Annotated in this window: 27 protein-coding genes and 3 tRNA genes; 9 read left to right on the forward strand and 21 right to left on the reverse strand. The window is 51.5% G+C overall.

Going from position 1 to position 23,983, the window contains the following annotated elements; translation table 11 throughout:
• Positions 1–185: 185 nt before the first annotated feature.
• Positions 186–494 carry a DUF1811 family protein gene (locus CBW46_RS02095; protein WP_089198360.1) on the reverse strand — a complete coding sequence of 103 codons (309 nt, stop codon included), beginning with the start codon at positions 492–494 and terminating at the stop codon, positions 186–188.
• A gap of 66 nt (positions 495–560) precedes the next feature.
• Between CBW46_RS02095 and CBW46_RS02100 the strand changes: the two genes are divergently transcribed.
• Positions 561–794 (forward strand): hypothetical protein, encoded by a 234-nt coding sequence (locus CBW46_RS02100; protein ID WP_089198361.1) that lies wholly within the window; start codon positions 561–563, stop codon positions 792–794.
• 212 nt (positions 795–1,006) lie between these two features.
• Here the strand turns inward: CBW46_RS02100 and CBW46_RS02105 are convergent, their stop codons facing one another.
• Positions 1,007–1,927 carry a hypothetical protein gene (locus CBW46_RS02105; protein WP_243633133.1) on the reverse strand — a complete coding sequence of 307 codons (921 nt, stop codon included), beginning with the start codon at positions 1,925–1,927 and terminating at the stop codon, positions 1,007–1,009.
• A gap of 167 nt (positions 1,928–2,094) precedes the next feature.
• Between CBW46_RS02105 and CBW46_RS02110 the strand changes: the two genes are divergently transcribed.
• From CBW46_RS02110 to CBW46_RS02115, 3 genes are all read left to right on the forward strand, one after another.
• Positions 2,095–2,167: transfer RNA gene (locus CBW46_RS02110), tRNA-Val, on the forward strand.
• 499 nt (positions 2,168–2,666) lie between these two features.
• Positions 2,667–2,837, forward strand: coding sequence for a hypothetical protein (locus CBW46_RS21145; protein WP_165842172.1), 171 nt, complete (start codon positions 2,667–2,669; stop codon positions 2,835–2,837).
• A 266-nt stretch (positions 2,838–3,103) separates the two neighbouring features.
• A complete protein-coding gene (locus CBW46_RS02115; RefSeq protein WP_089198362.1) occupies positions 3,104–3,442 on the forward strand; it encodes a hypothetical protein in 339 nt (112 codons plus the stop codon).
• 105 nt (positions 3,443–3,547) lie between these two features.
• On the opposite strand, the gene CBW46_RS02120 is transcribed toward CBW46_RS02115, so the two are convergent.
• Genes CBW46_RS02120 through CBW46_RS02130 form a run of 3 tightly spaced genes read right to left on the reverse strand, consistent with a single transcriptional unit; the run spans position 3,548 to position 5,489 of the window.
• On the reverse strand, positions 3,548–4,030 hold the full coding sequence (locus CBW46_RS02120; RefSeq protein ID WP_089198363.1) for a YhjD family protein: 483 nt from the start codon (positions 4,028–4,030) through the stop codon (positions 3,548–3,550).
• Positions 4,027–5,283, reverse strand: a complete 1,257-nt coding sequence (locus tag CBW46_RS02125) for a DNA polymerase IV (RefSeq protein ID WP_089198364.1) — start codon at positions 5,281–5,283, stop codon at positions 4,027–4,029. The genes CBW46_RS02120 and CBW46_RS02125 overlap by 4 nt, the downstream gene beginning before the upstream one ends.
• Positions 5,280–5,489, reverse strand: coding sequence for a hypothetical protein (locus tag CBW46_RS02130; protein ID WP_089198365.1), 210 nt, complete (start codon positions 5,487–5,489; stop codon positions 5,280–5,282). Before CBW46_RS02130 ends, CBW46_RS02125 begins: the two co-directional genes overlap by 4 nt.
• 173 nt (positions 5,490–5,662) lie before the next feature.
• Between CBW46_RS02130 and CBW46_RS02135 the strand changes: the two genes are divergently transcribed.
• On the forward strand, positions 5,663–5,959 hold the full coding sequence (locus CBW46_RS02135) for a hypothetical protein (RefSeq protein ID WP_089198366.1): 297 nt from the start codon (positions 5,663–5,665) through the stop codon (positions 5,957–5,959).
• Between the two features lie 238 nt (positions 5,960–6,197).
• Here the strand turns inward: CBW46_RS02135 and CBW46_RS21595 are convergent, their stop codons facing one another.
• Complete coding sequence (locus tag CBW46_RS21595; RefSeq protein WP_279386451.1) at positions 6,198–6,284, reverse strand: putative holin-like toxin; 87 nt, start codon at positions 6,282–6,284, stop codon at positions 6,198–6,200.
• A gap of 297 nt (positions 6,285–6,581) precedes the next feature.
• Positions 6,582–6,791: a hypothetical protein gene (locus CBW46_RS02140; RefSeq protein WP_089198367.1), complete on the reverse strand. Its 210-nt coding sequence runs from the start codon at positions 6,789–6,791 to the stop codon at positions 6,582–6,584.
• A 218-nt stretch (positions 6,792–7,009) separates the two neighbouring features.
• Between CBW46_RS02140 and CBW46_RS02145 the strand changes: the two genes are divergently transcribed.
• Positions 7,010–7,519, forward strand: coding sequence for a hypothetical protein (locus CBW46_RS02145; protein WP_089198368.1), 510 nt, complete (start codon positions 7,010–7,012; stop codon positions 7,517–7,519).
• Between the two features lie 80 nt (positions 7,520–7,599).
• Here CBW46_RS02145 and CBW46_RS02150 read toward each other — a convergent pair whose 3' ends face one another.
• Positions 7,600–7,806 carry a DUF1657 domain-containing protein gene (locus CBW46_RS02150; RefSeq protein WP_089198657.1) on the reverse strand — a complete coding sequence of 69 codons (207 nt, stop codon included), beginning with the start codon at positions 7,804–7,806 and terminating at the stop codon, positions 7,600–7,602.
• 266 nt (positions 7,807–8,072) lie between these two features.
• On the opposite strand from CBW46_RS02150, the gene CBW46_RS02155 reads away from it, so the two are divergent.
• Positions 8,073–8,651 (forward strand): YitT family protein, encoded by a 579-nt coding sequence (locus CBW46_RS02155; protein ID WP_089198369.1) that lies wholly within the window; start codon positions 8,073–8,075, stop codon positions 8,649–8,651.
• A 21-nt stretch (positions 8,652–8,672) separates the two neighbouring features.
• Here CBW46_RS02155 and CBW46_RS21150 read toward each other — a convergent pair whose 3' ends face one another.
• From CBW46_RS21150 to CBW46_RS02180, 6 genes are all read right to left on the reverse strand, one after another.
• Positions 8,673–8,834, reverse strand: a complete 162-nt coding sequence (locus tag CBW46_RS21150) for a hypothetical protein (RefSeq protein ID WP_165842173.1) — start codon at positions 8,832–8,834, stop codon at positions 8,673–8,675.
• Positions 8,835–8,887: 53 nt separating this feature from the next.
• Positions 8,888–9,676: a nucleotidyltransferase domain-containing protein gene (locus tag CBW46_RS02160; protein WP_341538159.1), complete on the reverse strand. Its 789-nt coding sequence runs from the start codon at positions 9,674–9,676 to the stop codon at positions 8,888–8,890.
• Between the two features lie 55 nt (positions 9,677–9,731).
• On the reverse strand, positions 9,732–9,992 hold the full coding sequence (locus CBW46_RS02165; RefSeq protein ID WP_089198370.1) for a hypothetical protein: 261 nt from the start codon (positions 9,990–9,992) through the stop codon (positions 9,732–9,734).
• A gap of 40 nt (positions 9,993–10,032) precedes the next feature.
• Positions 10,033–10,227 (reverse strand): hypothetical protein, encoded by a 195-nt coding sequence (locus tag CBW46_RS02170; protein WP_089198371.1) that lies wholly within the window; start codon positions 10,225–10,227, stop codon positions 10,033–10,035.
• 125 nt (positions 10,228–10,352) lie between these two features.
• A complete protein-coding gene (locus CBW46_RS21600) occupies positions 10,353–10,556 on the reverse strand; it encodes a hypothetical protein (protein WP_089198372.1) in 204 nt (67 codons plus the stop codon).
• Between the two features lie 80 nt (positions 10,557–10,636).
• The gene (locus CBW46_RS02180; protein WP_089198373.1) at positions 10,637–11,785 is read right to left on the reverse strand and encodes an acyltransferase; all 1,149 of its coding nucleotides are present in this window, start codon (positions 11,783–11,785) and stop codon (positions 10,637–10,639) included.
• A 319-nt stretch (positions 11,786–12,104) separates the two neighbouring features.
• Here CBW46_RS02180 and CBW46_RS02185 point away from each other — a divergent pair, with 319 nt between their 5' ends.
• Together CBW46_RS02185 and CBW46_RS02190 are read left to right on the forward strand one after the other, a co-directional pair.
• The gene (locus CBW46_RS02185) at positions 12,105–12,803 is read left to right on the forward strand and encodes a pirin family protein (protein ID WP_089198374.1); all 699 of its coding nucleotides are present in this window, start codon (positions 12,105–12,107) and stop codon (positions 12,801–12,803) included.
• A gap of 35 nt (positions 12,804–12,838) precedes the next feature.
• Positions 12,839–13,171, forward strand: a complete 333-nt coding sequence (locus CBW46_RS02190) for a hypothetical protein (RefSeq protein ID WP_089198375.1) — start codon at positions 12,839–12,841, stop codon at positions 13,169–13,171.
• Positions 13,172–13,878: 707 nt separating this feature from the next.
• Here the strand turns inward: CBW46_RS02190 and CBW46_RS02195 are convergent.
• The 7 genes from CBW46_RS02195 to CBW46_RS02225 all read right to left on the reverse strand — a co-directional run bounded on the left by CBW46_RS02195 (position 13,879) and on the right by CBW46_RS02225 (position 23,981).
• A tRNA-Ile gene (locus tag CBW46_RS02195) sits at positions 13,879–13,952 on the reverse strand.
• Positions 13,953–13,962: 10 nt separating this feature from the next.
• Positions 13,963–14,039 (reverse strand) — tRNA-Met (locus tag CBW46_RS02200).
• A 356-nt stretch (positions 14,040–14,395) separates the two neighbouring features.
• Entirely contained in the window at positions 14,396–15,670 is a 1,275-nt protein-coding gene (locus CBW46_RS02205) for an efflux RND transporter periplasmic adaptor subunit (RefSeq protein WP_089198376.1), read from the reverse strand.
• A gap of 35 nt (positions 15,671–15,705) precedes the next feature.
• Positions 15,706–18,825, reverse strand: coding sequence for an efflux RND transporter permease subunit (locus CBW46_RS02210; RefSeq protein ID WP_089198659.1), 3,120 nt, complete (start codon positions 18,823–18,825; stop codon positions 15,706–15,708).
• Positions 18,826–19,233: 408 nt separating this feature from the next.
• Complete coding sequence (locus CBW46_RS02215; protein WP_089198377.1) at positions 19,234–21,462, reverse strand: hypothetical protein; 2,229 nt, start codon at positions 21,460–21,462, stop codon at positions 19,234–19,236.
• Positions 21,463–21,563: 101 nt separating this feature from the next.
• Positions 21,564–23,042: an extracellular solute-binding protein gene (locus tag CBW46_RS02220; RefSeq protein WP_089198378.1), complete on the reverse strand. Its 1,479-nt coding sequence runs from the start codon at positions 23,040–23,042 to the stop codon at positions 21,564–21,566.
• A 63-nt stretch (positions 23,043–23,105) separates the two neighbouring features.
• Positions 23,106–23,981, reverse strand: coding sequence for an ABC transporter ATP-binding protein (locus CBW46_RS02225; RefSeq protein ID WP_089198379.1), 876 nt, complete (start codon positions 23,979–23,981; stop codon positions 23,106–23,108).
• Positions 23,982–23,983 lie beyond the last annotated feature (2 nt).

The following is a 23,983-nucleotide window of genomic DNA, read 5'->3' on the forward strand; positions in this document are numbered from 1 at the left end:
AGTGTGGGATGTGCACCCATTTTTGCCGTTGCAGCATGCGATGCGTGGAATGTAGACGCGTCACCATACACATATTACCTGTTATTTGGATATATTAAACAAGGCTGGCGTGGGGAACTCGCCTGGGGTGAGTAGACCCTGTGCTTATTTCATTTTATGGGGGTTTGGGTTATTTCATGATCTTATCAGCCACCGTGTGAAACCGGCGTTAGCATTGAAATTAGGAAGCTCGCTTCCGCCTCGGCGCCAACCGTCCCCCAGCCCATTATCCCATTGAGATACTTCAGCTGAAATAGGGTGCCCGGCTGTCCCTCGACCGCGTAGATTCCGGGTGGAAAGTCGGCGGGGTTAAGCGTGTAGGCTTTGGCCGTGTAATATTTGCGCTCAAACAGCTCCTTCTGGCTTTGGAATTCGGCCCTTGCGGCCGCCTCCAGATTCTCCAGCATTTCGGATTCCAATTCATCGCGCGACATCTGACTGTAGAGTTTTTTCATTGCATCCTCCCGGAGATTTTCCTTTTTTAAACCAATTTAACTTCAATACTAGAAAGGGGACGCCCCATGACCACGGAAATTTTGTTTCATGACCAAAAGATCCCTGTACGTTTCATTTCAAGCGACCAAAAAGCGATCCCACTGCTCATTCAATCGCTTGAGCGAAACCGGACGCAGCCTGCACGCGTGGAGGTAACGAAGGGGCGCGAAGCACAAATCAACCTCATCGAGCTCGTCGGCAATTGTGCGTTGCTGTACACATCAGCTGCAAAAGAATGTATCCGTCTGCCGCTGTACTAAAGCACGGCGTCTATGTGAAAAGTGACGATTCAGCAGCACAACGGGTAACGCCGCGAGTATTTGCAATTAAGACGGCAGCGCCATAGAAACATTAAGGTCGCGAGCTTCGGCTTGGACACACTGTTCCGGCCCCTATCAGGCTCCTGGCCGCTCCTCCACTTGGCCAGCAGGCTCGCGTGCGGCATCTGTGCCCAGTTGCTGTCCGCGCTGAACTACCGTAGGCGCCCCGAAAAGCCTGCGGCAATGTACCGTTTATCCTTGTCCGCCAGCCAAACCCAGCACTTAAACAGCTGGTTTTCCTGCTTCACACGATCATGCAGATCCTTTAATCCTAACACCGCGGGCTCTATTCCGTGTTGGCCGAACGCACGAAACAGAAATTTGATCCGTGCCTGTTCGCTGTTCAGCGAATACAGCTGTTCCAGCAGCTGCTCGTTTTCATCACTCAGACGAATCATATCCGACCACATTACCAGGCGGCCATCAGGTCTGAGCAGCGATGACAGCAGCCGGTTGTAGTCCTCGACCAAGCTGTTTCTCAAGTACGACAGTGTGTCCACGATCTGACGGATATCGGCTTCCGCGTACTGCGGCGCGTAGCCGGCAAACTGGCTGAGAGCATGAATATAGAACAGCTGCGTGTGTACCGAGCATGACACCACCAGATCGAAGCTTTGCTTAAGATGGGGGAGCGCTTCATGCCGCCGTGCCTCGAAGGCACAATCCTTTATATAGCAAGCAATGTCGGCGGCGGATGTGTGGTTTAGCAGCATGTCCTCCCATGTTTCGTAGAAGTTCAGTTGATCAAGACAGGTGTAGTCCACATTTGTGAGTGTCTTCACATTGGCGGTTGCACCCAAGCCGCTTTGCTCAAGCACTTCTTCGATGCTGTTCGCTTCCGTGTCCAACACTGTAAGCTGCGCAAAGCCGCGCGCCAGCTGCGGCAAATTCACGCCTCCGTGGTTGCCCGCGCCGAGCACCGCCGCCCTGTCTAGCACGCTCGATGCCTCCATCGCATGTTCGAGCAGCTGCCGCGTGTGATAGCGGTGCGTCCCCCACTCTTTTTCGCCCCAATCCAGCTCTGCGCTCTCCGCCTGCTGCATTGATTGAATTGGTCTATCAAAATCTCGCATTTTGTAACCCCTCTTCCAAATTTTCCGTAATATTTTGCTAGTATTATAACACAAGCGGCCTGCCGTTGACGCAGCTCTACAGGGCGGTTTTGGGATGGTCGATAATTTCTATCCGGGGGTTGACAACGGCCGGGGTGGTTGTTATTATATTAATTATTCTGATACATGACTTGTTAGCTCAGCTGGGAGAGCACCATCTTGACAGGGTGGGGGTCAGTGGTTCGAGCCCACTACAGGTCATACAGTGAAAGTCCTTACACAGTAAGGGCTTTTTTTCTTGTTTAGGGGATAAAATGGTCTTGCATCAAACCGTCAATCCGGCTGACAAGTGAAAAAATTCATCAAAAATACCCGGGGAACTTCCAGATCTAGAGGCTCCTTTTTGTATTGAGTTGATGTATTGTTTATGCCATGATTGTTATCGTCACGTTTACATAGGTTGGCTGCGGAAGTGTTGAATAAGAAAAAATCCCTGCCTGGGTTCGGGCAAGGCGTGACTTTAGTGCGGTGAGAACTCGCACGGAACCTTCCTGTTGTCTTATGGCTCCCCTAAATAAATGCGGTATGTCGCGTAGCGACAGTCCTGCCCACAATTCTTCTTCGCCTAGTGCACTCTTGGGATATTATATGAATGCAGATCTGCCCTATAGCACCCGTGCCCTGCGCTGATAAATCCCGCCGCTCAAGGTTAAGCTAGTTGCAATACGTGTGATATCTGTGAACCGGAGGAGGCAGCCCAGTGTTAGAGAAGGAAATCGAAGAGCAAACCGCGTTTGAAACCGCAGGCATCCCGACGCCGCCGGACCAGCAGCACATCGCCGCTACGGATCCGGTGAGCGGAATCGTAGAAGGCATTATAGACAACATCACCGCTGAATTTGACGATACACCGGAGCCTAAGCACCGCTAACAGCTCTGTGGGTTTGATCGCGATGCCACAATCAATAGACTGCCGGCTCGTGCCCGTCGTCTAGATGTACGCCCGGACTTAGTTGACGATGTGGCACTGCCGATATAACTAGCGGCAACCGCGCCGGTCGAGGATACACCAGAGCGTGGAGGCGACCATTGCCAACCGCCTGATTGTGTCCTTTCTGTGCGTGCTGCATATTCGGCTGGCGACTGGTACACCTTATGGATACATAATGCGAAAAAAATTATCGGAGGTGCGCTCGCGTGATCGGAATGAAAGTCAGGTATGAAATCACCGCTGTGAATTTGAAGATCAGCAATGTCAATCCGCGCGAAGCCCAGGAGGGGTATGTCCTTCTTACCGCGTCGGATGATAACGATAATGAACTGGTGTTTGCGCTTTCCCATCAGCAGGCGGAATATCTGGAGGGTGAGCTGCATGAGACAAACCGCCGTTGGCGAATGACCGCAGCTCAACAAGCGAATAAGCCTGCGAATCAGGCTGCGCACGGGCCGGTGGAAGATCCTTTCACGCCCACGGATGCTGGGTTCGCGCAGGCCGACGGCCCGTTTGCACGCAATGATGATACGTACGCTCACTGATGAACGTTATACTGAAAATCGCACGGAATCGGCGCCGGCGAACCCCGTATGCGGGCATCCGCGTACCGCACGCGCGGAGCGCGCGTCCGGCAGCGCACCAGCAGCTCATTTTTGCATCTCCCCTACGATCGCTTGAATGTGCTGACCCAGCTTAACACTGATCGTGGCCCTAGCCACATCGCGAATGACAGAGAATTTATCTTCGTATCCACGGCAGATGTAGCGAAAATGCAAGTCGCTGTCTTCCCGGTCATCCTCGAACACCTTGATCTGACGCTCGCGCAGCTCCCTCCTTAGCCGCGCCAACTCCGCGTGCAGCCTGTTCATGAGAATTTGGGTGGCGGCGAGGTACAGCTTACGCAGCGTGTTCGTGGACAGCTGCAGCTCTTTGCCGTTTTTCTCGACCATAGTGAGCATGATCGGCAGCAGCACAGAGTCCCGTATCATTTCCAGTTCCTCTTTCGTGGGCACCTCGGCTCTCTTAATCTCTGTCGGCGCATTTCTGCGCTCCAGCAGCGCCTCGCGATGCTCGGGAAGCATCATCCTGCTCGACTCCCAACGCCCGTTGCCGGCCAATTTCTTGCTCATTTGTAATGACCCCCAATCTTCGCTGTTCTGTCTCGTGCTTGCCCTGAGTCCATTAGTGATGATGCCCGCAAGATGGCGGCTCCGCCGAAGCGGTTCTTGATCTGATCGGTGGCCCGCTCTAGGCCGCGGATTTTTTCCCTGTTGTTGAAAAAGGTCAACTGATATTGCTTGTGGCTCGTGAGCCCGGACAGCGTCACACTCAGCCGGCGGACCGGCAGGCCATCCCAATGGCGCCGGAACAATGTTCTCACCGCCGAGTGAACTTCCTGCGTGATGTTGGTCGGATCGGGCAGCGTCATCTGTCTGTGAAAGCCCGTCGGCCGGTCAAAATCGGCCCCGCCTACCCCCACCGAAATAACCCGCCCCATGTAGCCTTTCGCCCGGCTGCGCCGGCACACTTCCTCACACAGCTCCAACAGGACGACCTCAATGTCGGTCTGCTTGCCGAAGTCATAAGGGAGCGTCATGCCGTGCCCGATAGCCTTTTGTGTATCGTGTGTTCCCGGTGTGACCGGCGACGGATCAATCCCGTTGGCAGTCTGCCAGAACAGTTCCGCCTGAATGTCGCTGTTCTTGCCCATCCGTGCACGCATCATGGCTTTCAGCTTAGGCAGCGGCGTTTGCGCAAGCTCCCCGATGGTATGAATGCCCATACGCAAAAAATGGTTGGTCATCCGTCCAGCCACCCCGTACATTTTGCTGATCGGCAGGGGCCACAGATGTTCCGCCACCTCCGACTGGGGCAGTGTAAAAATACCGTCGGGCTGTTTTTTAGCGAAGTTGTCACAAGCCGTCTTGGCCAGGATTTTGGTGTCGGCGATACCGACCCGGGACCATACGCCGGTCGCCAGCATGATTTTGGCTTGGATCTGCTGCGCAATTTGTACCGGTGATCCGAAATAGGATACAGACTTCGTCACGTCCAGAAATTGTTCGTCGATGCTGAACGGTTCGACTAAATCGGTGAACGATTCATAGATTTCTGTGATCATGAGTGACACTCGGATGTAGGTTTGCATGCGTGGGCGTACCACGACAAGCTCGGGGCACTTGCCCAGCGCCTCGCCGAGCGTTTCCGCCGTAGTGACGCCGCGTTGTTTGGCGATGGGACACGCCGCGAGGATGATGCCCGATCGCCGCGCCGGATCACCGGCCACTGCAACCGGCTGATCGGCGTACTCCGGGTGAGCGGCTTTTTCCACGCTGGCGTAAAACGATTGGCAATCTGCCAGCATAATGACACGGTCGTTCATACCGACGACTTCTTCTCAGCGAGCGAGACTGCCAGAATGTTGGCAATCGAAAAAATCCGCGGCTTGCCCTGAGAAAAACAATGCGCCCGAATATAATTTCCTTTGACTGAATGAATCTGTATAAAACGGTGCGTTATTGTGCCATGGCGGTCTATATACATGATCTCCACGGTGTGACCGATGTAACGCTCCAGCTTATGTGCCATTCTGAACACCCCACCCATTGATTTTTTATCGCAGGCGTCTTATGTTCCGTGCCTCTCGCTGTGAATAGCCTAGCAGGCGGGTATTTGCTTTTCAAAAACAAGAACACCTGTTCTGTTAATTATACTCAGAATACCGAACATATATTCGTTAATCAAGTGGTTTTTTTTGCAAAATGGGAAAGAAAATAAATCACCTGCATATACTTCAGGGGGAACAGAAAGCGGAGGAGATTCCGGTGGCACCGGCTGATACATACTGTGAAAGGGCGACAAAAACATCCTGCTGCGAATGGCACGCGGGCGTCCTGTCCTCGCGCGCACGGCATAGCGCCACGGCACAGCGCTACGGCAACGGCACGGCGGCGGCAGAGCGCCCGCACGGCGGCACGGCACGGCGGCACGGCGCAACAGCACGGGCAGAGCAGCATGGCACAGCGCAGGGCGCAGCGTACGGCGCTAGTCGCAGGTGAGCTGCGAGCGTTGAGCTGTGTGATGTTCACTTGGGGCCGTCGCTTCACCGCTGTGCAGTACGCCTGTGCGCATTGCGGCCGGTGCGCAGCCAGCGGGTGTAATGCCCAGCGAACGAAGGCCCGTCCTTCCAGCGCACAGAAAAAAGAGCCAGATCACAATTTCGACCTGACCCGTACGGCGGCTTGTATGGCGGGTTTTGCTTAGTATGGTTTCAAACCAAAACTAATGCGAAACAGACTATTTCCTCTTATCAATGTAAGTTAACAATGTGAGTATAAACAACCCAAATGCAAACATGATTGAAAGAGCTTGAAATACATCCATGGTATAGCCTCCACCTTTCCAGTGAGGTCACCGCCATGTACAAGTCGTTAATGTTACGATAATATAAATTGGATAAATATGGAAGTGCATATTGCACTATATAGACATCAGTGTGCATCCTACAAATTGTGATACGGGAGCGGCGTGATTCGTCCTGTTTCGCGATTTTCTTCCAGACAGATTGCGATTCGCCTGCCCATATGGTATGTGAACACAAAATAGAACCACGCCGGCGTAGTGCCAATAGCCCATTTTTCACGGAATCACCGCGCAAATGAGCAGAAATTTTGCCTACAATTAATTGAAATGTTCCTGGGCAAATTGCCCGATCAGTTCGAGCAGAACTCGCCGTGACACCTGATTTTCCATGACCTCGCGATTTTGTTCCACCTGCCGGATGAATTTCTGCAATTGTTCCCTTGTTAAAACTTCAGCGAGGTTGATGTCGTGGTCTGATTTTAACAGATGGGTTAACGCGATAAAGGTGATCAGCTGCTTTTGATCCATAGGTGTGCTCCTTACCATCATAAAAATTGTATAACTGCGACAGCCAACGCATACCCTGCTCGCAGCATATGCTCGACCGCAACGCAAGCGGTAGCACTGCGGATAACGGTGTGACAAACGCACGGCGGCTCATGCAGGCGAGCTCATCATGCCGGATAAAACCTATTTATATGGCCATCATAAACATAAAATGAATCCGCACGCAAGGGAGAATTTGTATGATAAGCAACAGGGAAATCAAAGGACAAATTGACGAACTAACGGAACAAAATCAACAGTTGACTCAGCAGCTGCAGCAAATTCAAGAGTTGCTCCAACAAAAAAACGGCCAGAGCCAAAATCAACGCAGCCAACCGGCGCAGAGCCCTCTAACCGAAAGCGACACACCGCAAAGCCAGAGCGCGCAGCCAGTCCACAGTGGTCAAAGCCAAAGCACCCAAGCCCAGACTGCCCAAGCCCAGAAGCAGAGCCAAACCGGCAAGCAGCAGCAAAGCGTTAAGAGCGACAAGCAAATCGCCGATATCGCCAATGAGTTTTTGCAGCTCAGAGGCTTGACAAGCAGTCTGGAGCAGAAGATGCAGCAATACACCTCACGCCATACCAAACACACAAACTTATCCGAGGAAGATGTGGTTAACCTGGTTCTAAGCATGATGAACGGTATGATTGACTGGACGATCGAGCTTGTATCCCGGCAGAGCGGTCAAAGCCGTCAGGGACAACTGTAGTAGTGCACGGTTCAGCTCACCGCGCCCTCACAACAGCCATGGTCAACGATTGACGTGTCATGGCTGTGTTTCTGTTTTTGCTAATAGCTCTTATACTCGGGCTCTTCGTTCTCCAACTGCCGTACACGGCCTTCCACCTGCTGCACGATTTGCTCGGTCGTACGCGCCGCATCTTCAAACAGCTTCTTCGCCTCTTCATCCTCCGTGTTCAGCGCAAACTGTTCCAAGCTCGCCTGTGCGCTCTTCAAAGAAGCTACACACATTTTCACTTCAGTTGCAACCGTCATGCTTCTCACCCCTTTTTTTTGCATTTTTAACCGTTTGAAAAGAGCGCCACAGTGAATAATCTTTAATGTGGAGATCGTCGGTTGCATTGGAGGATTTTCACCATGCGAACCCCCTGGTAGTTGGGAGTGTGCTCATCAGAAGAGTGTGCCGCCAGACTAGTCACCGTAATACACAGCGTCAAGCCGCTGTTCACCCGCTAGACAGATGGGATTGTTTCGTTGGCACACGCATATAATCAGACATGCCTGTGTAGGAGCTGATTTGTATGCTGTCGGTACGAAAAATAGCGGCGATTATATTTGGAAGCTTGATGATATCCATAGGCATCAACTTTTTCCTGATGCCGTTCAAGGTCTTGGACGGCGGAGTCATTGGCCTCGCATTGATCATCAACTACTTATTCGGCGTGCAGGTGGGACTCGTTATGTTCCTGTGCAGCATTCCGATCTTTGTGGTGGCATGGCTCTATGACCCCACCATACTATATAACAGCCTGGTAGGGTTGATGGTATCGTCCCTGTTCATCGATTTAATGGTACCGTTTCACTTTTATTTTATGTACTATATCGAACTATCACCGTTCAGCAGCGCCGCGCTGGGGGGATTTATCGTTGGTACTGGAATCGGCGTGATGCTGCGGTATGAGACTAGCACCGGGGGCACGGACCTGCTTGCTCAGCATTTATCAAAGACAGTGTCAGTCAATGTCGGCATAGTCATTTTTATCATCGATGGCATCATTATTTCGCTTGGCGGACTACTGATCTCAGCAGAAACGTTCCTGCTCTCCATTATCACAATTACCGCAGGTGGGATGGCAACCAGTCTTTGCACGCTGAAGTAAACCACCACCTGCTTAGCACATCTATTCGTTGTTAGGCGTAATCTCTCTATTATCAGTGATTTTGGTTTGCTGTTCTTGTTCTGAAAACCGCGTGTCATGGGCGGTCGAGGCGCCTTCAATTACATCGTCTACCTCTGCGGTGTAATCCAGATTTCTCATGCCTTCCTGTGTTTCCTTGTCCATAAATCATGCTCCTTTCGCTGAGATATGGATATTTTCCACAGCTGGTTTCGAATTTATACCTCTTTTCCCCAAGCCAGTACCAGATGCTTTCTGTAAAGGCGGTCCAACTCGTCTGTGTGGTCTTGCTGCTCCACTGCAACAGAATTGGCATACTCCGTCAGTTCAACCAGCTGTTCGGTGACAAAGGCATGGATAGCATCGTTTCGGCTGTTGAGCTCCGTCTCCACTCCGCTTTTTTTGCTGTTAATGAGCTCGTACACTTCACGCCGAACATCGGACGATGACGGCAGGAGATGGTCAACCAATACCTCAAACACGATTGGCGGGCTAACATGTTGCTTCTGTATCCACAAACAGGAGAGCAGCGGCCGCAGCACGTTAAAGTACTTTTTAAGGTTCGCCTGTTCTCCATGGCGGAGACTGTCAAAGTTCCTTTTCGCCATACTTAGATAATGGTGCATGCAAGCTTTCGGTGAGAATATGTCGGGCTTCAAAGCGAGCATTTCGGCTCTAAAGCCATGATTATCATGATAGATGATACCGGACTCCAACCATTCCAAGAGAGGCGGATTGGACTTTCTGAACAGTTTGAGAGCCTTCCGGATATCCCATCCATACATATCGAGCAGGCCGTCGATCGGAACTTCAATAACATCCCTTTTGTCATCGATAGACAAGTACCATTCCGGCGGGTGGATGTACACAAACCTAACATCATAGTCGCTATGCTCGGACGCAACGCCCCAAGCCCGGCTGCCCGATTCCACGGCGAACAATATTTTGACATGGTGTCCGGCTTCAACTTCCTCTAACCTTTGCAAAATCAATGTTTCCATCTGCATTGTGGATGAGCCCCTTCTCCCTCTTGCCTCCGACTGTTCCATTGCGATCGGCCGTTCATTCCCGCAGGGCATCCCGCAGCTTGCTCGACATGCTGTGCTCGTCCTTTGCGTAATACAAATTGCGCAGCCGTGTGATCTCTTGCTTTAGCCTCGCATTCTCCGTCTGCAGCGTGCTGAGCTGCTCACGCTCCTCCGTCGCCCGCTCAGCTATGTCAATGCAATTCAGCAGCTCCGGCCGCGCATAGCCTGCAGCCTGAAACAGCCGGTGCAGCTCACTGCGCAGAGATTCATAGTCAGGTATTGTTGTATCTGGCATTACTATCCTCCTATTCTGAAGCCGTTGTCTGGAACGCCCATCATTTCTCTTTTCTGGAGCTCCAGTCGATCGAGTTGTCGCGCGTTCTGGGAGCATTGATGCCTTCGTTTCGCAGCATTTGCTGCAAATCCGCAATCGTCTGGTCGAGCAGCTGTCCCCTATGCTTTGAAAACAAACGCCGACGCTCTCTCATTAAGACGTCTAAAATTAATTGTTTTTGTTTGTGGTTAAACATGCTTGATCCCCGTCCTTTGGTGGGTAGCTATGCAAATTTTACCACATCGCCTCCCATCCCTCCACCCGTACGCAAAAGGTCCGGCACGCGGCCGGACCTAGTAGCTGCACTGCTGCGCAGGCGGCTTATGTGTAAGCTTTCCCCCGCGTTAGTATACAAGGAACACCGTTGCCAACAGCGCCAGGTTGTGACATTTTTGCCAAATATCGCATCCCGCGCTCGCATTTGCGGCACCGGGCACACACATCCGAGGTGACCACCTTCATGATAAAACGATGTCTATCCCCAGCTGCCGCCGGAGTATTCTTCTTCACTTTTTTGCCGCTCATCCCGTTCACCTCAAGCCTCATTGGTTACTGCATACTATGTTGCTTGAAGTGATTTGGCTACAGCGGCTCATCGCCGCGTGCTAGACAGCCCGCTTCAGCGGTGCGGGGGCGGCGGCCAGCAGCCGGCCTATCGGCACACGTCCGAGCAGGACGGTCAACACAACAGACAGTAGGGCGCAGATTGCAAATGCTGTGATAGTTCTATACGAAACGTTCCACCCAGCCAGAGCAATATCTGTGATATCGGTGGCGACGTCCAGTATCAGTGCATGTGCGAGATAGGCTCCGTAGGAATAATGGCCCAGCAATGTAAGCCATCGCTTGAAGCGGGCGCCTGCGTTGCGATGTATCGCGATCGCCGCGATGCTCATCCCTATCACCGACAACATCAGGAACACGGCCATGAAAGGCTGCAGCAGCAGCGTACGGTTGAATTGTATGTGTAGTCCTGTGTCCGTGCGGAAGCTCATGATCACGGTATAAAGCAGGCAGCAGCCAAATGCAGCATACAAGCTGATCCAGAGTCCCCGCCAGTTCATTATCCTCTCTCGCCATTCCTGTACATAAGATCCCGCGGCCGCACCCATAATAAAATAAATATAGAAATAAAAAGCGTTCCGATCCGCATACTCTGTGAAAAGCGGCGTCAGCACAGGAACGTCCAGCTTAGCGGCGGCGTCTGCAATCGTCCCGACTTGTTGGGTCAGCAGTACATAGCACACGGCAAACAGCATAAAGACGGCGGTCAACTGCCGCGGCGTGAGAGTACGTCGAATATACAGAACCAGTCTCTGTATCCAAGGGAACAGCAAATACAGCTGAATCACCATCGCGACATACCACAGATGGTAAGACGCCGTACCGGTCACCCAATACTTTACAATTTCTTTCGTTTCCGACCACAGTGTGGCGTTGGACTGTACAGCGATGAGCGCATACACCAAAGACCATACCAGATACGGCAGTACAATGTCCTTGCACCGCTTCCATAGAAAAGTCTTGTAAGGTACCGTATCCCGATAATTATAAAAAAGAACAAGTCCGGTGATGAATATAAACACAGGCACCGCAAATTTGGCTGCAATCAGGAAAACCGCAAGCAGTACGCCGTCCTCCAGCCGGGCCTCCGGCAAATACGCATAATGTCCGATCGCATGCTGCAGGACCACCGCCGCAAAGGCGAGCCCTCTTAAATATTGTATCTCCTCAATCCTGGCCTTTTTGGCCATACCCCCTGCTCCTCTCTCTCTAACCCCACCTTAAAAACAGCGCGCCCTCCCCATAGTTTTGTATTTCATCTTATCGGATATCGACTGTGCATACAACTACAGAACGATGATACACAGGCCGATGTCACATTCAGACCACTGCTGTATGCCGGCGCATAATCACGGCGAGCGCCACTATCACCGCACCGTCACCCGCAATTAATTCAGCAGCGAGACCACGATGGGCCTCCGCATCTCGCCCGTCCGTTCATTGATATCGCAGCACTGCTCCGCTATATTAAAGGTAGCAAGATTTTGGATACTGAGGAGTGAGCTTGTTATGATTCGCATTTATCCCGCTTCTTCCCGGTTTTCGGCTGATCACGGTTGGCTTAAGAGCAACTTCAGCTTTTCATTCGGCGAATATTATGATCCGGACAACACCCAATTCGGACCTCTGCGCGTGTTTAACGACGATGTAATCGCAGGAAACCGCGGCTTTGGCGCGCACCCACACCGTGAGATGGAGATTGTATCCATTGTTTTAGCGGGCGAGTTGAAGCATCAGGATAGCATCGGACGCACTGCCGTCACAGGCTTCGGCGGCGTTCAGCGCATGTCAGCCGGCACAGGCATAATTCATTCAGAAGTGAATCCAGGCGAAGACGAAGTTGCGCTGCTACAAATCTGGTTTGAGCCCAATGAGCGCCAACTGGAGCCGTCATACGAAACTACCTCGTACGATCCGCAGCAGATGGTCAACCGGTTGCTGCCCATTGTGTCCAATCAATCCGGACCGAACGTCGCCCATATTCACCAGGACTTGACGATTTACTTGTCCCGGCTGGACGCAGGGCGATCGCTGGCGTTCACGCAGGAGCCTGGCCGGAGAATCTATCTGTTCGTAATTGACGGAGAGATCGCGGTGCAGGGCCAGCATCGTCTGACGTGCCGTGACAGCGCCCGCATCACAGAAACACCTATGATTGACATCGAAAGCATTAAGGACACAATGTGCCTGCTGATTGATTTACCCTGAAGTGTGTTGGAGTATGTGCGAAAGGAGAGCGGAGTATGACACCGGACTTAGAAGTGCACTTATACATTAAACATGCTGTGGGCAGCCGGATGCTGTTCGATGTCTCCGGTGCGAACAAGCCGTTCAAATTGGAGCAAACGGGCGGCGGCTGGACGCTTACCATCCACGATGTGGATCCGACCACAGTGGAACTGCTGCGGCACAACCTGCGGGAACTGAACATCTTCTACTTCGAAGAGCAGGCCGGGCATGCTGCTGTTAAGAGCTGGCTGTATGACAAGGATTGTCCGGCAATCGAGTATGATGACGCACGTCGTTGCGTCATTCGTGGTGATACCAAGATGGATTATACCAACGACAGCGTGTAACGGCAGCGCCTGCTGCTGTACAGCGTAACAGGGGGCGTGCCCGTTCAGGCGAGGGGCTGTCCTAAGCCTTAATTCTGAACGGATTCAACTAAAAAGCTCCCTCCCCGTCCGTAGTAATATGCTTCACCGGCCATCGAGCAGCAGTGACAAGCGTGTATCTCTGCCTATGCCAGCTGACTCAGGCGCCACCATTATCTCGGTGCACCTGGACCTCTGGCTGCGCGAACGCGGTGCAGTGGCGGTCGCCCACTGCTGCGTGAAGCAGCCGCCGCGCCAGCATGCCGAGGTAAAAAATAAAGCAGTTGCCCGGTCGTTCCCGGCAACTGCTTGTACATGCTAGCCTATTCTTTCTAACCGCTAATTCTGTGTATCCGCTAAAAAAAGCGATCTCCGATTTGCAGCTTAATCGCACCTTCACCCCAAAGAAACATTAGCAATGAAATGTTCAACAAAACGCACCACAGTAACTCAAGATAACTCAACTCAGGAATCAACATATCGGTCCACTCCACACAATTTAATTACCACCTTAAACATAGTGTGTGCTCATGTTGGCTGCAGTCTAAGTTGAATACCCCTGGCTCACGAGGGGAATAATTAGTCTGACGCATATGACATATAATACGATAATTGGGAAAATTTGTCGAGTGTTATTTCCATTTTTGATAAACAAAAAAAACCTTGAAAATAATCAAGGTTTCCTCATATGGGCCCTGAGGGACTCGAACCCCCGACCAATCGGTTATGAGCCGACCGCTCTAACCAACTGAGCTAAGGGCCCATGAAAGACTTGGTTGCGGGGGCAGGATTTGAACCTGCGGCCTTCGGGTTATGAGCCCGACGAGCTACCGGGCTGCTCCACCCCGCGTTGTTGACCTCTCATAGCGACGTTCTTCATTGTACAACATACGAAAAAGAAAAGTCAAGAAAAAATTTTACTGAAAATTAGACTAGGTAACGCACGCCAAAACGCCCCTTTTTTGATCGGAACACCTGCACCTCTTGCGGACATTCGTAGCCGTATATCCACCAATCTTCCTCCATACGCTTAGCGAGGCAGCCTGCCTGAAATTTGCTTTCATATAGCTTCACCCAATAGATCCAGCGCACTGCAATGGTCACCCCCGTTCCAAGAGCACTTGTAAATATTATTGCTATATTTTTTACAATGCATAGCATAACCAAAAATGGGCCGGCTTATTTGAAATGCAGGAAGCCGGCCCGTTACGGACGGACCGGCTTGCCATTTCTATGCGCTAGCTGCACTTTTTCTTTGTCTGTCAGCTGGTTCTGCCCGGAGACGATGAGCTGCTCTCCCTCACTGATGCCCGACCGTACTTCCTGGACCGTTTCGTTCAGACGACCCAGTTCCACTTTACGTTTTTCCGCAGTATCTCCCGCCAGAATGAAGACGAAGGTGTCGCCGGCTTCGCGAACCACGCTAAGCGTGGGGACAGTGAGCACTATCTCATCCTGTTCCTCAGTGAGCAGCACCTGCACCTTGGTACCCGGTTTAAGCTTTGTGTCCGGATTAGGCACTGACAGCTCCAGCGAGTAGGACTTGGTTTGCGCGCTCATTACGTCGGCCAAGTAGCTCACGGCGCCGTTCATTTTCTCCGGGCTGCCAGGCACATAGAAGCTCAGCTCGTTCTTGCCTCGGATCAGCGCTGCGGCAGCCTCCGTCAACTCAGCTTTGATTTTAATCGGATCTAACTGCTGCACTTGCCCGGCTCTGAAGCCGGCGGACAAACTCATCCCGACTTCCACGGGCAACTCAGTCAGCACCCCGCTGACAGGAGCCTTGAGCTCCATATTTTCCAATGAGCGATTCGCTTCTCGAACACTTAGATTCGAGGATTCCAACTGGGTCTCCAGTTGGGATAGAGAATTCGTCGTTTCTACCGTGTTCAGCTTGTTTTTGGCACTGTCGAGATCCAATTGGAGATTGTTGAATTGCGTTTCCGCCTGGTCCAGCTGCGCTTTCGTGATCAGGCCCAAGTCGTAATCATTACGCGCCTTGCTGTAGCTTTTCTCTGCATCCCTGAGCGCTGTCTCCGCTTTGGTCGCGGCATGCTGCAAATCAGTTTTGGTATTGGCCAAGTCTTCCTTCGCCTTGGTCAGCTGCTGCTGGGCGCTGCGCACACTAAGCACGCCTTTTTGTTTCTGCAGCTCCACGTCGGTAGGGTCCAACTTGACAATGGTCTCGCCCTGTTGCACCATGTCGCCGCGCTTTTTATAAATTTGCTGAACATCGCCGCTTGTTTTCGTCACAATATCCATTTGAATGGAGGAAGCGACATCGGCGACCTGCTCTAGAGGTTCAGCGATCTTCTGCTTTTGGACGGCGGCGACTTTCACCTGCTTCAATGGCGCCTCTGCCGCAGCCGTCTCGGGCGGTGCGGCAGGCTGGGTGCAGCCCGCCGCCAGAATAGCGCTAAGCATGGCGATGCCTACGATTTTCGTGCTCTGTTTAACGGTGCGTATGATGGGAAGTTTCATTTGCCGATTCTCCTTTGTCCATGTGGTTCGATCCATCAATGAATAATTGGCGACGCAGGCGCCGGCGGATCAGCGGCCGTTTGCGGCTTTTTCCTTCTGAATACACGCGCCAATCTGTTTTTCATTTTATCGATCAATTCATATACAATCGGCACGATGACGAGCGTAAGCAACGTAGACGTAGTAAGGCCGCCTATAACAACTACCGCCAAGCCTTTGGAAATGAGCGTCCCTTTGGACAGTCCCAATCCGAGTGGCAAAAGCGCGAGAATGGTTGCACCTGCTGTCATGATGATCGGCCGCAGACGGGTTAAGCTCGCCTCCACCAGAGCGTCCCGAACGCCGTATCCGCCCTCGCGCAGCTGCTGCACGCGATCGACCAGCACGATCGCGTTGGTCACGACAACCCCAATCAGCATTAGGAAGCCTATCAATGACGTGATGTTGACTGATTCGTTCGTTATAAGCAATCCAAGTAAACCGCCTATAGCAGCAAGCGGCAGAGAAAACAGGATCGCAAACGGTGCGCTTCCGTTGCCAAACGCTAACACCATGACGAGGTAGACGATAAAAATGGACGCGCCCATAGCAACAAACATTTGTGAGAAGCTCTCCTGCATGTCATCGGCGACCCCTTTCACCTCCGTACGAACATCGCTGGGAAGAGAGACGGTTCTGAGTGCCGCCGTTACTTTGGCTGTAACGCCCCCTTTATCCGGACTATCGATTTTGGCATTCACTTTCACAATTTGCTCTTGTGATTCGCGGCTGATCGCAACCGGTGCGTCAACCTGGATGACCTTGGCCACCTCGTTCAAGTTGACAGTCAAGCCCGTACTTGTCTCGATCGGCAGACGGCCGAGCTGGTCGAGTGAATCTTTAAAAGAGTCGTCAAGCATGATTTTGGTCTTAAAAGTGGTGTTGTCAAACTTCAAGTCTCCAATGCTCTCTTCAGCGAGCCAGTTGCGTACCGTGTCGGCGATCTGCGCCGAAGATAAGCCGTACAAGCGGGCCTTATTTTGATCCACATTAATTTCAACTTCGTTCTTTGACTCGCTCAGCGTATCTTTAATCTCCGTTAACTCAGGAAATTCCTGCATTTTGTTTTTGATTAATTCGGCAGCTGCTTTCAGGCTGTTGAGATCATCCCCTGTTAAAGCATAAGAGAAGTCCGTGCCCGAAGAAGGCGGCCCGCCGCCGGCAAGCACCATGCCGTTCACTTCGGAGCCTTTAGGCAGCGTGTACAGAATCTTTTCCTTGAAATCCTTCACCACCTGCTTCGCATCCGATGCTTGGGACGCTGCAGCGAAAAAGATACTGCGATAAGGAATGCGGTCGTCTCCATTGTTATAGCCTATTAACGATTCAACGTAGTCAAACGTAGGCTGACCGGCAGCGTCCTTCGACTCAGCCATGACACCTTCTATTTCGCGCACCTTGGCATTCATAGCCTCGATGGTCGTTTCGCGCGGCATTTTGATAGTGAATTGCATTTGCTTATCCGCGGAGCTTTCCGGCATAAAGGAGGTGGACAGGAACGGCACGGTACCGACAATCGCCGCTATAAATAAGATAAAAGCGAGCAGCAGCGTTTTTTTACCGTTATTCAGTGCCCAAATCAAAACCTTTTTATATGCGAGAGAAAACTTGCCTAATGCATTGGCCTCGTCATGCGTCGTAACTTTTCCTTTCATCACCATCATCTTGGCGAGCATGGGAATGACGGTTAAAGCCACAAGCAGGGAGGACAGCAGCGCTACCGACAGTGTGACCGCGAACGGGCGGAATACTTCTCCCAACACGCCGCTGACAAAGGCAATCGGGCCGAATACGCCGACGGTTGTAATGGTCGAAGAGGTGATGGCCGAAGCGACCTGTGCCGTAGCCATCCGTATCACCGACTCGTTGCGTTCCTGCGCCTTTTCCAATTGACTGCAGATGTTTTCGATGACCACGATACTGTCATCCACCACACGTCCGACGGCAATCGCCATGCCCCCGAGTGTCATAATGTTTAATGAAATCCCCAGCGGGCCCATAAACAGCAGTGTAACTAAGATGGATAATGGAATTGAGACCAAAACGATCACGGTCATACGAACATTTCTTAAGAACAATAAAATCATAACGGATGCCAAAATTGCACCGAGTGCACCTTCCTGCACCATACCATGAATAGAATTTTTGATATCTACCGCGCTGTTATAAATGGTGTGGAACACGATATTCGGATACTCCGCCTTCCACGACGCCATCATCCGATCGGCCTCGTCTGCAAATTCAACCGCGTTGGCGCTCTTGGTTTTGAACAAATGTACTCCGATCGCCGGCTGTCCGTTCAAACGGGAGAAGAACGTGGCCTCCGTGATCGCTTCGACCTTAGCAATCTGCTTTAGCAGCAGTGTGTCTCCCGTGTTGGTCGTTATTTTCATATTTTCGAGATTGTACACAGTGTTCAAATCGCTTTTCACTCGAACCATTTGGGAGTTGCCGTTAAAATCAACGGTGCCTGCGGGGCTAGTTAGAAGAGCGGATTTGATTGCATTTGATACTTGGGATGGGGACAAGCCGTAGTTACCCAGCGCGTTGGCGTCCAGCTTCATTGTGAGTGCTGCTTCCTGGTTGCCGATGGAGTCGACATGATCCATTCCGTTGATGGACTCAAACCCGGGGAGAATGACATCCTTGTACACTTTATCCAGATCCTGTTGACTCATGCCGTTAGTGCCGTATACGGACAAATAGTACACCGGTTCGGACGCGAAGCCGAAAGTTTGCACCTTTGGCTTTTCAGCGCTCTGCGGCAGGCGCACATTGGAGATCAAGCTTTCAATGTCCTGTTTTACATCCTCAGGCTCTTTATCCTGCTCCAGCTCGATGACGATGGTAGAAAAATTATCGCTGGAGGTTGATGTCAGGTTTTTTATCCCGTCCATGCTGGCGACAGCCTTTTCCAATGGTTCAGTTATGTCGTCTAGCACATCCTTGGGCGGTGCCGTGTACTGCGTGTTGATGACTACTACCGGGAATGTAATGTCAGGGAAGCTTTCCACTTTAAGCGTAGTTGCCGTATACAGGCCTCCGCCCAGCAGTAGCATTATGCTAATGATAACCGCAGTGATATTTTTCATTGAGAATTCCGTCAACTTATTCATCTCTTTTTTCTGCTCCCTCCGCAGCATTCGCTGGCTCATATCTTAGACGAAATTTTCGCATTTCTCCCTTCACCCATTTCATTCGTATCCAACAGCAATTGCTGCTCTCCGCTGAGCCCATGCAACAGCAGATAAGTAAGGAATTCTTCGCACCAACGGGCTGAAACCATCGGTCGCTCACGCCCTGTTTCAGGCAGGCAAATGAAGCTTGAGATGATCTCATAGAGCTCGCCTTGTTGTGTTAGTTCTCATCGTTAAGATTGTTGTTAACGCTAATAACATAGTGTTTTTTGAAAAATGTGTCAACTCTACCATAGCAAATTTAACCAAAGTTTTAGAATACATCAACAAAAAGCCATCCTGCGGCATGCTTGCATGATCGGCAGGACGGCTCGGCACAATGTACAATTAGTCGGTCGTGCTAAACCAATCGATCTTTTTCGACGCCAGCAATTTCTTCTGGCCTTGGAACGAATCGTAGATGCTCACTTTGTACGTCTTTAGGGTTTCCATGTTGAAGATAAGATCCTGATCGCTTTCGATGAGCTTGACCGCGACGTGTTTGCCTAACCTCAGCTTATTTATATTCTCATCGGACTGCACATCCGATTCCGTTGCATCCGGAGCCTCAAAATCTTTGAAGTCAAACTCGCGGGTGAATGATTTGTTGCCCATCTCATCCTCAAACCCTATCACCAGTTTACGCCCCTCCATGTTCGCTTCCGAGAAGAGCTGCTTCTTCAACTCATAGTCGAACGTAAGCTTAAGCTGGTCCTTGCTCAACCAAGTATTGATACGATTGATGGAAATTGAGTATGGCAGCAGGTCAACGTCAAGCAAATTATCCTTCACCGTAGTATCCTCGGCAGGCAGCCAGAAAGCCGCAGCATTGACGTAAGCGTCCGGTTTGTCCTCGGCACCCGTATATCTATCCTCCGTTACGGCCTCGCCAATCATGACATTCATGTTGGTCGTCGGCAGTCCCTTGGGCAACGTGGTTGACAGGAACAGCAGGGCGGTAGCATCCGGGCTGACCTTATTTTTGATTTCCGCGATTGTGGCAGGATACACCGTGCCGTCAGGAGCTTTCAACTGAGCCACCAGCTTCGACACGTCGCTGAAACGTTGCTCCAAATTCGTGGCATCCATTTGCACCGTGAAAATATCCACCGTGTCACCCGGATAGGTAGTCACACTGCGGACGCTGTAGCTCGCATTGCGGCCCAGGCTGGATACCTTGTAAATTTCGCCGACATTCATGTAAGGAATACCCAGCAGTTCGGAGCTTTGTGCAAATTCCAGCAGCTCCTCCGTTTCATCTTCGCCTGTCTTCTCCTCCAGCACGAGTTTAACGGTAGAAAATTGATAAGTGTACGGCATTTTTCCGACGAACTGGAAGCTGGCCTCGGCTCCCTTAGCCAGCCCTATCGTCTTATCGGTTTTGATCAGCTGCGCTTCCACTTTCACCGCGTCATCCAGCATATAGTATCCGGTTAATTCCGGGATAGGCAGCGCCTCGGAGCCTTTGTTAATCAAGGTGATATTGGCGTTCAGTATGTCCTGATCTTCGAAGGGTACGCGTTGGAACGAGTTCAGGCGGGCTGTGTAAGTGCCGTCCTCGTTGGAGAAGTTGTGCTCCACACCGGTAGCAACTTCCCCCAAATCTGATAACGCCGGAAGCTGAAAATATGCGATCGGTATATTGATCTTGGGCTCAGCAGCTTCCTGTACGATAATGAGCTGCCAGCCTTCCGTACTGACGGTGACGGGCACCGAACCGGACAGTTCAATCTCTTCGTTAACCTGCGGATTAATGACCAACTCCTTATCCTTTTTGGCGTCCAACGGATACATATAACCTTCATTTGTACGAAGCAGGTATTGATAGGCGGGCACAGCCGCAGCACGGTTACCAACGTTCTCCATGTTCAGCACCACGGTCGGTGAATAGTTTTCGTCATTTTTGGTCGTGAACACCTTCTTCACCGACGTTTTCACCTCGGTGCCGACCATATCAATGACATGGGAATCATTCGCCGGCGTCACAATCGTATAGTCAGCCGGTACGGCGACCTCGCCGATCTTGCGTTCAAAATTAGGTTGGCTGAAATCCCATTCGATGAATTCAAACACCAGATCAGTTAGCTCTGTCGTTCCATTGACCGATGCGTAGAAGTTAATATCTTCTACCGATTTCGCCGTGATTTTGTTCTTTTCCTGGTCCTGAGGCATCAGTCTGACCGTGATTTCATTGCCCGATTTCGTTCGCAAACGAACCCAGTAGTCAATGAATAGCAAGTCAGTGCTGCTTTCGTTACGGACGCTCACGGTGAATGTGACGGTTTTCCCTTTTTGCTCTGCCAGCATCGTTACATTTTTCAATTCAAAGTAGCTGTCGCCATTTACCTTCACCTGTCCCAGAGCCGGTCCGGTGCCAATGGTCAACGCATCCGATGGTCGAGCGCCGTCATCCGGCGGCTCCGTAGTCGGCGGAGGGGTGACGGGCGTCGACGGTGTCGGAGGGCTTGCAGGCGGGGTGGCGGGCACACTGCCGGCAGCAAAGGCCGGTACTACACTGCTCCACGTCAACGCGGCGGCCAACAGCACAACGCAGGGTGCATTCTTTTTCATGTTCATTGGTATCGTTCTCCTCCTAGAGTTTCGCCGTATATCGCACAATTTACGTTTAACCATTCGATGTGGGCGCCTTGCCGGTGCCGCATGTATTTAACACCGCATTAGTTCACAGGCATTGTGCTTGCGCCGCCCATCGGCCCATTTGGATTGTCCTTCATCTGCTGCAGCATCGCATCGCCATCGGTCTGCCATTTCTTCAGAGCCTCGCGCACTCCAATCTTACCCTGGGCGGCTTCGTTAAACAGATTGCGGCCGATATCATGAACCATGTGAATGTTGTGATTCTGACGGTATACTTTGCTGTCCGGCTGCGGTGCAGGCATGAGCGTAGTGAAAGCCTCCATGTGGAATTCCGCGCCATCTTTCGGTTTCATATACTTTTTGCGCGTAACGATATTATAAGAGCTGCTTGACTTTAACCGAGCCCAATCCTCGCCGTTGATGAATTGAATAAACTTCCACGCATCCTCCACATTTTGCGCTTTCGAATTGATGCCCATTATTCCGTTCATGTAGAGGGAGCCGCCGACGTCCGGAGCTTCCGGATGCACAGGTACAGTGACTACGTCCCAGTCGATGGGCGTAAAGTTATTGTAGCTTGCGGCATTCTTGTTCGCATTGATGATTTGGCTGATTTCACCGTAATTGATAATGGCCATAGCTACACGGCTTGATAAAAAGTCATTATCCGGGAAAGGCTCGGCATTCGCTCCGTCCTGATTCATGAAACGCTGTTTCATGCTCGCAGGGTCCTGCTGTTCGGGCGTCACCTTGTCTTGCTTGAGCTGCAGCATCGTTTGCCACACTTTTTCCCACTGCTCCGAGTCTACGGTGAGCTTATCTGCGGTGTCGTTAAACATACGGAGCTCCAAAGGAGCCGAGTACATTTGAGTGGCGTAAAACAGGTCTCCCATTGCGTGGGTAGAGAACGAGAACCCGTATTGGCGGTCCGCCCCTTCTCCTTTGGATAAGCGTCTCGCGAGATCAAATGTTTCTTCCCAGGTCATTTTATCCTTCGGATACGGTACGCCGGCCTCATCAAACATTTTTTTATTATAGATAAGGGCCGAAGAGTTAAAAGTCGGCGATAGCGCATACAGGCTTCCGTTTCCAAGCTTCTTCAGACCCTCCATAACGGCAGGCGCCATATCGGAGGTGTCGAATTTGTCCTTAGTAATCATCGGATCCAATTGGGTGAGCATATTTCCCTCGATCAATTCGCCGAGCTGTTCATAGTTCGCCATCACGACGTCGGGCGGATTCGCACCCTGCATCACTTCCTTCAGCTTTTCCATTGGGTCGATCGGCTTGGCGTCCGGGCTCGGACGACCATAGCGGAAGCTGTCATCGCCCGTGGGAATCATTTCCAGTTTGATCTTGGGATTAGCATACTCGAACACTTCGGTAAACTGCTGGCGAAAATACTCGAAGTCATCGCCATAGCCGAAGCTGGTTGCGATGCGCAGCACCCTTTGCGTGTCACCGTCCCCGCTATCCGTCTTGGTGCAGGCTGCAAGCAAAGGCACCGTCAAGCTCGCGCAAACGGACAACATCATCGTTCTCTTTACCCAAGTTTTCATGCGTCATTCCTCCAAAATTGTTTTTTTGATTTCACTTTTTGTTTCGGTGAACAAATAACTGTATTAAGCAAGCGACTTGGGCGAACGGATGATAATTTTCTCCCCATCGAACTCCATCGACGCCTTACTGTCAATTTTCAGCGCCTGTAAATAGGCTTTTGGAATTTGCAGCCGGCCAGCTCTGTCCAGCACAACATACTCCTCATGTGCATCATGCATCGTAGAGCCGGCCATTCCGGGACCGGTTTCATCCAAATTCGGATTGCGCTTAATAAATTCTGTGCTGGTCATGCCGTCGCGAATGGCGACGACACGGTCGACCTTGCTGGCAAGGGTCATGTCATGTGTGACGATCACGATCGTGACCCCCAGCTCACGGTTCAGTCTGCGGAAGATATCCATTATCATATCTGACGTCTTCGTATCGACCGAACCTGTCGGCTCGTCAGCGAGCAGCAGCGAAGGCCGGTTAGCCAAAGATATCGCGATAGCGACACGCTGCTGCTCACCGCCTGAGAGCTGCTGCAGCTTGTTCCCCATCCGTTCCTTCAGGCCGACCCATTCGAGCAGCTGCTTCGCGTAGGCCCGGTCATACTGCCCGCTCAGCATCATCGGCATTTCCACATTTTCAACAGCGGTCAGATAAGGAACCAAATTGCGCGCGTTATTCTGCCAAATGAAACCGACAGTGTTCCGCTTATACTTCACCAGCTCCTCGTCGGTAATTTTAAGCAAATTCCATTCGCCCACCTGCACCTGCCCGGCGGACGGCCGGTCGAGCCCGCCCAGTATGTTCAGAAGTGTCGACTTACCGCTCCCGCTGTTACCGATAATAGCCATCATTTCCCCGCTCTCCACCGAAATGTTGAGCCCTTTTAACGCCACCACTTCGATATCGTCGGTCTTGTAAATTTTCACGAGCTCCTCGCATGATATCATCG

It is taken from the genome of Paenibacillus xerothermodurans, assembly GCF_002220865.2.
GTDB lineage: Bacteria > Bacillota > Bacilli > Paenibacillales > NBRC-103111 > Paenibacillus_S > Paenibacillus_S xerothermodurans.

Excerpts from the sequence above, each read along its gene's own strand:
- CBW46_RS02095 (WP_089198360.1), bottom strand. The coding sequence starts at position 494 with ATGAAAAAACTCTACAGTCAGATGTCGCGCGATGAATTGGAATCCGAA.
- CBW46_RS02100 (WP_089198361.1), top strand. The coding sequence starts at position 561 with ATGACCACGGAAATTTTGTTTCATGACCAAAAGATCCCTGTACGTTTC.
- CBW46_RS02105 (WP_243633133.1), bottom strand. The coding sequence starts at position 1,927 with ATGCGAGATTTTGATAGACCAATTCAATCAATGCAGCAGGCGGAGAGC.
- CBW46_RS02120 (WP_089198363.1), bottom strand. The coding sequence starts at position 4,030 with ATGAGCAAGAAATTGGCCGGCAACGGGCGTTGGGAGTCGAGCAGGATG.
- CBW46_RS02125 (WP_089198364.1), bottom strand. The coding sequence starts at position 5,283 with ATGAACGACCGTGTCATTATGCTGGCAGATTGCCAATCGTTTTACGCC.
- CBW46_RS02130 (WP_089198365.1), bottom strand. The coding sequence starts at position 5,489 with ATGGCACATAAGCTGGAGCGTTACATCGGTCACACCGTGGAGATCATG.
- CBW46_RS02135 (WP_089198366.1), top strand. The coding sequence starts at position 5,663 with ATGGGAAAGAAAATAAATCACCTGCATATACTTCAGGGGGAACAGAAA.
- CBW46_RS21595 (WP_279386451.1), bottom strand. The coding sequence starts at position 6,284 with ATGGATGTATTTCAAGCTCTTTCAATCATGTTTGCATTTGGGTTGTTT.
- CBW46_RS02140 (WP_089198367.1), bottom strand. The coding sequence starts at position 6,791 with ATGGATCAAAAGCAGCTGATCACCTTTATCGCGTTAACCCATCTGTTA.
- CBW46_RS02145 (WP_089198368.1), top strand. The coding sequence starts at position 7,010 with ATGATAAGCAACAGGGAAATCAAAGGACAAATTGACGAACTAACGGAA.
- CBW46_RS02150 (WP_089198657.1), bottom strand. The coding sequence starts at position 7,806 with ATGACGGTTGCAACTGAAGTGAAAATGTGTGTAGCTTCTTTGAAGAGC.
- CBW46_RS02155 (WP_089198369.1), top strand. The coding sequence starts at position 8,073 with ATGCTGTCGGTACGAAAAATAGCGGCGATTATATTTGGAAGCTTGATG.
- CBW46_RS21150 (WP_165842173.1), bottom strand. The coding sequence starts at position 8,834 with ATGGACAAGGAAACACAGGAAGGCATGAGAAATCTGGATTACACCGCA.
- CBW46_RS02160 (WP_341538159.1), bottom strand. The coding sequence starts at position 9,676 with ATGCAGATGGAAACATTGATTTTGCAAAGGTTAGAGGAAGTTGAAGCC.
- CBW46_RS02165 (WP_089198370.1), bottom strand. The coding sequence starts at position 9,992 with ATGCCAGATACAACAATACCTGACTATGAATCTCTGCGCAGTGAGCTG.
- CBW46_RS02170 (WP_089198371.1), bottom strand. The coding sequence starts at position 10,227 with ATGTTTAACCACAAACAAAAACAATTAATTTTAGACGTCTTAATGAGA.
- CBW46_RS21600 (WP_089198372.1), bottom strand. The coding sequence starts at position 10,556 with ATGAGCGGCAAAAAAGTGAAGAAGAATACTCCGGCGGCAGCTGGGGAT.
- CBW46_RS02180 (WP_089198373.1), bottom strand. The coding sequence starts at position 11,785 with ATGGCCAAAAAGGCCAGGATTGAGGAGATACAATATTTAAGAGGGCTC.
- CBW46_RS02185 (WP_089198374.1), top strand. The coding sequence starts at position 12,105 with ATGATTCGCATTTATCCCGCTTCTTCCCGGTTTTCGGCTGATCACGGT.
- CBW46_RS02190 (WP_089198375.1), top strand. The coding sequence starts at position 12,839 with ATGACACCGGACTTAGAAGTGCACTTATACATTAAACATGCTGTGGGC.
- CBW46_RS02205 (WP_089198376.1), bottom strand. The coding sequence starts at position 15,670 with ATGAAACTTCCCATCATACGCACCGTTAAACAGAGCACGAAAATCGTA.
- CBW46_RS02210 (WP_089198659.1), bottom strand. The coding sequence starts at position 18,825 with ATGAATAAGTTGACGGAATTCTCAATGAAAAATATCACTGCGGTTATC.
- CBW46_RS02215 (WP_089198377.1), bottom strand. The coding sequence starts at position 21,462 with ATGAACATGAAAAAGAATGCACCCTGCGTTGTGCTGTTGGCCGCCGCG.
- CBW46_RS02220 (WP_089198378.1), bottom strand. The coding sequence starts at position 23,042 with ATGAAAACTTGGGTAAAGAGAACGATGATGTTGTCCGTTTGCGCGAGC.
- CBW46_RS02225 (WP_089198379.1), bottom strand. The coding sequence starts at position 23,981 with ATGATATCATGCGAGGAGCTCGTGAAAATTTACAAGACCGACGATATC.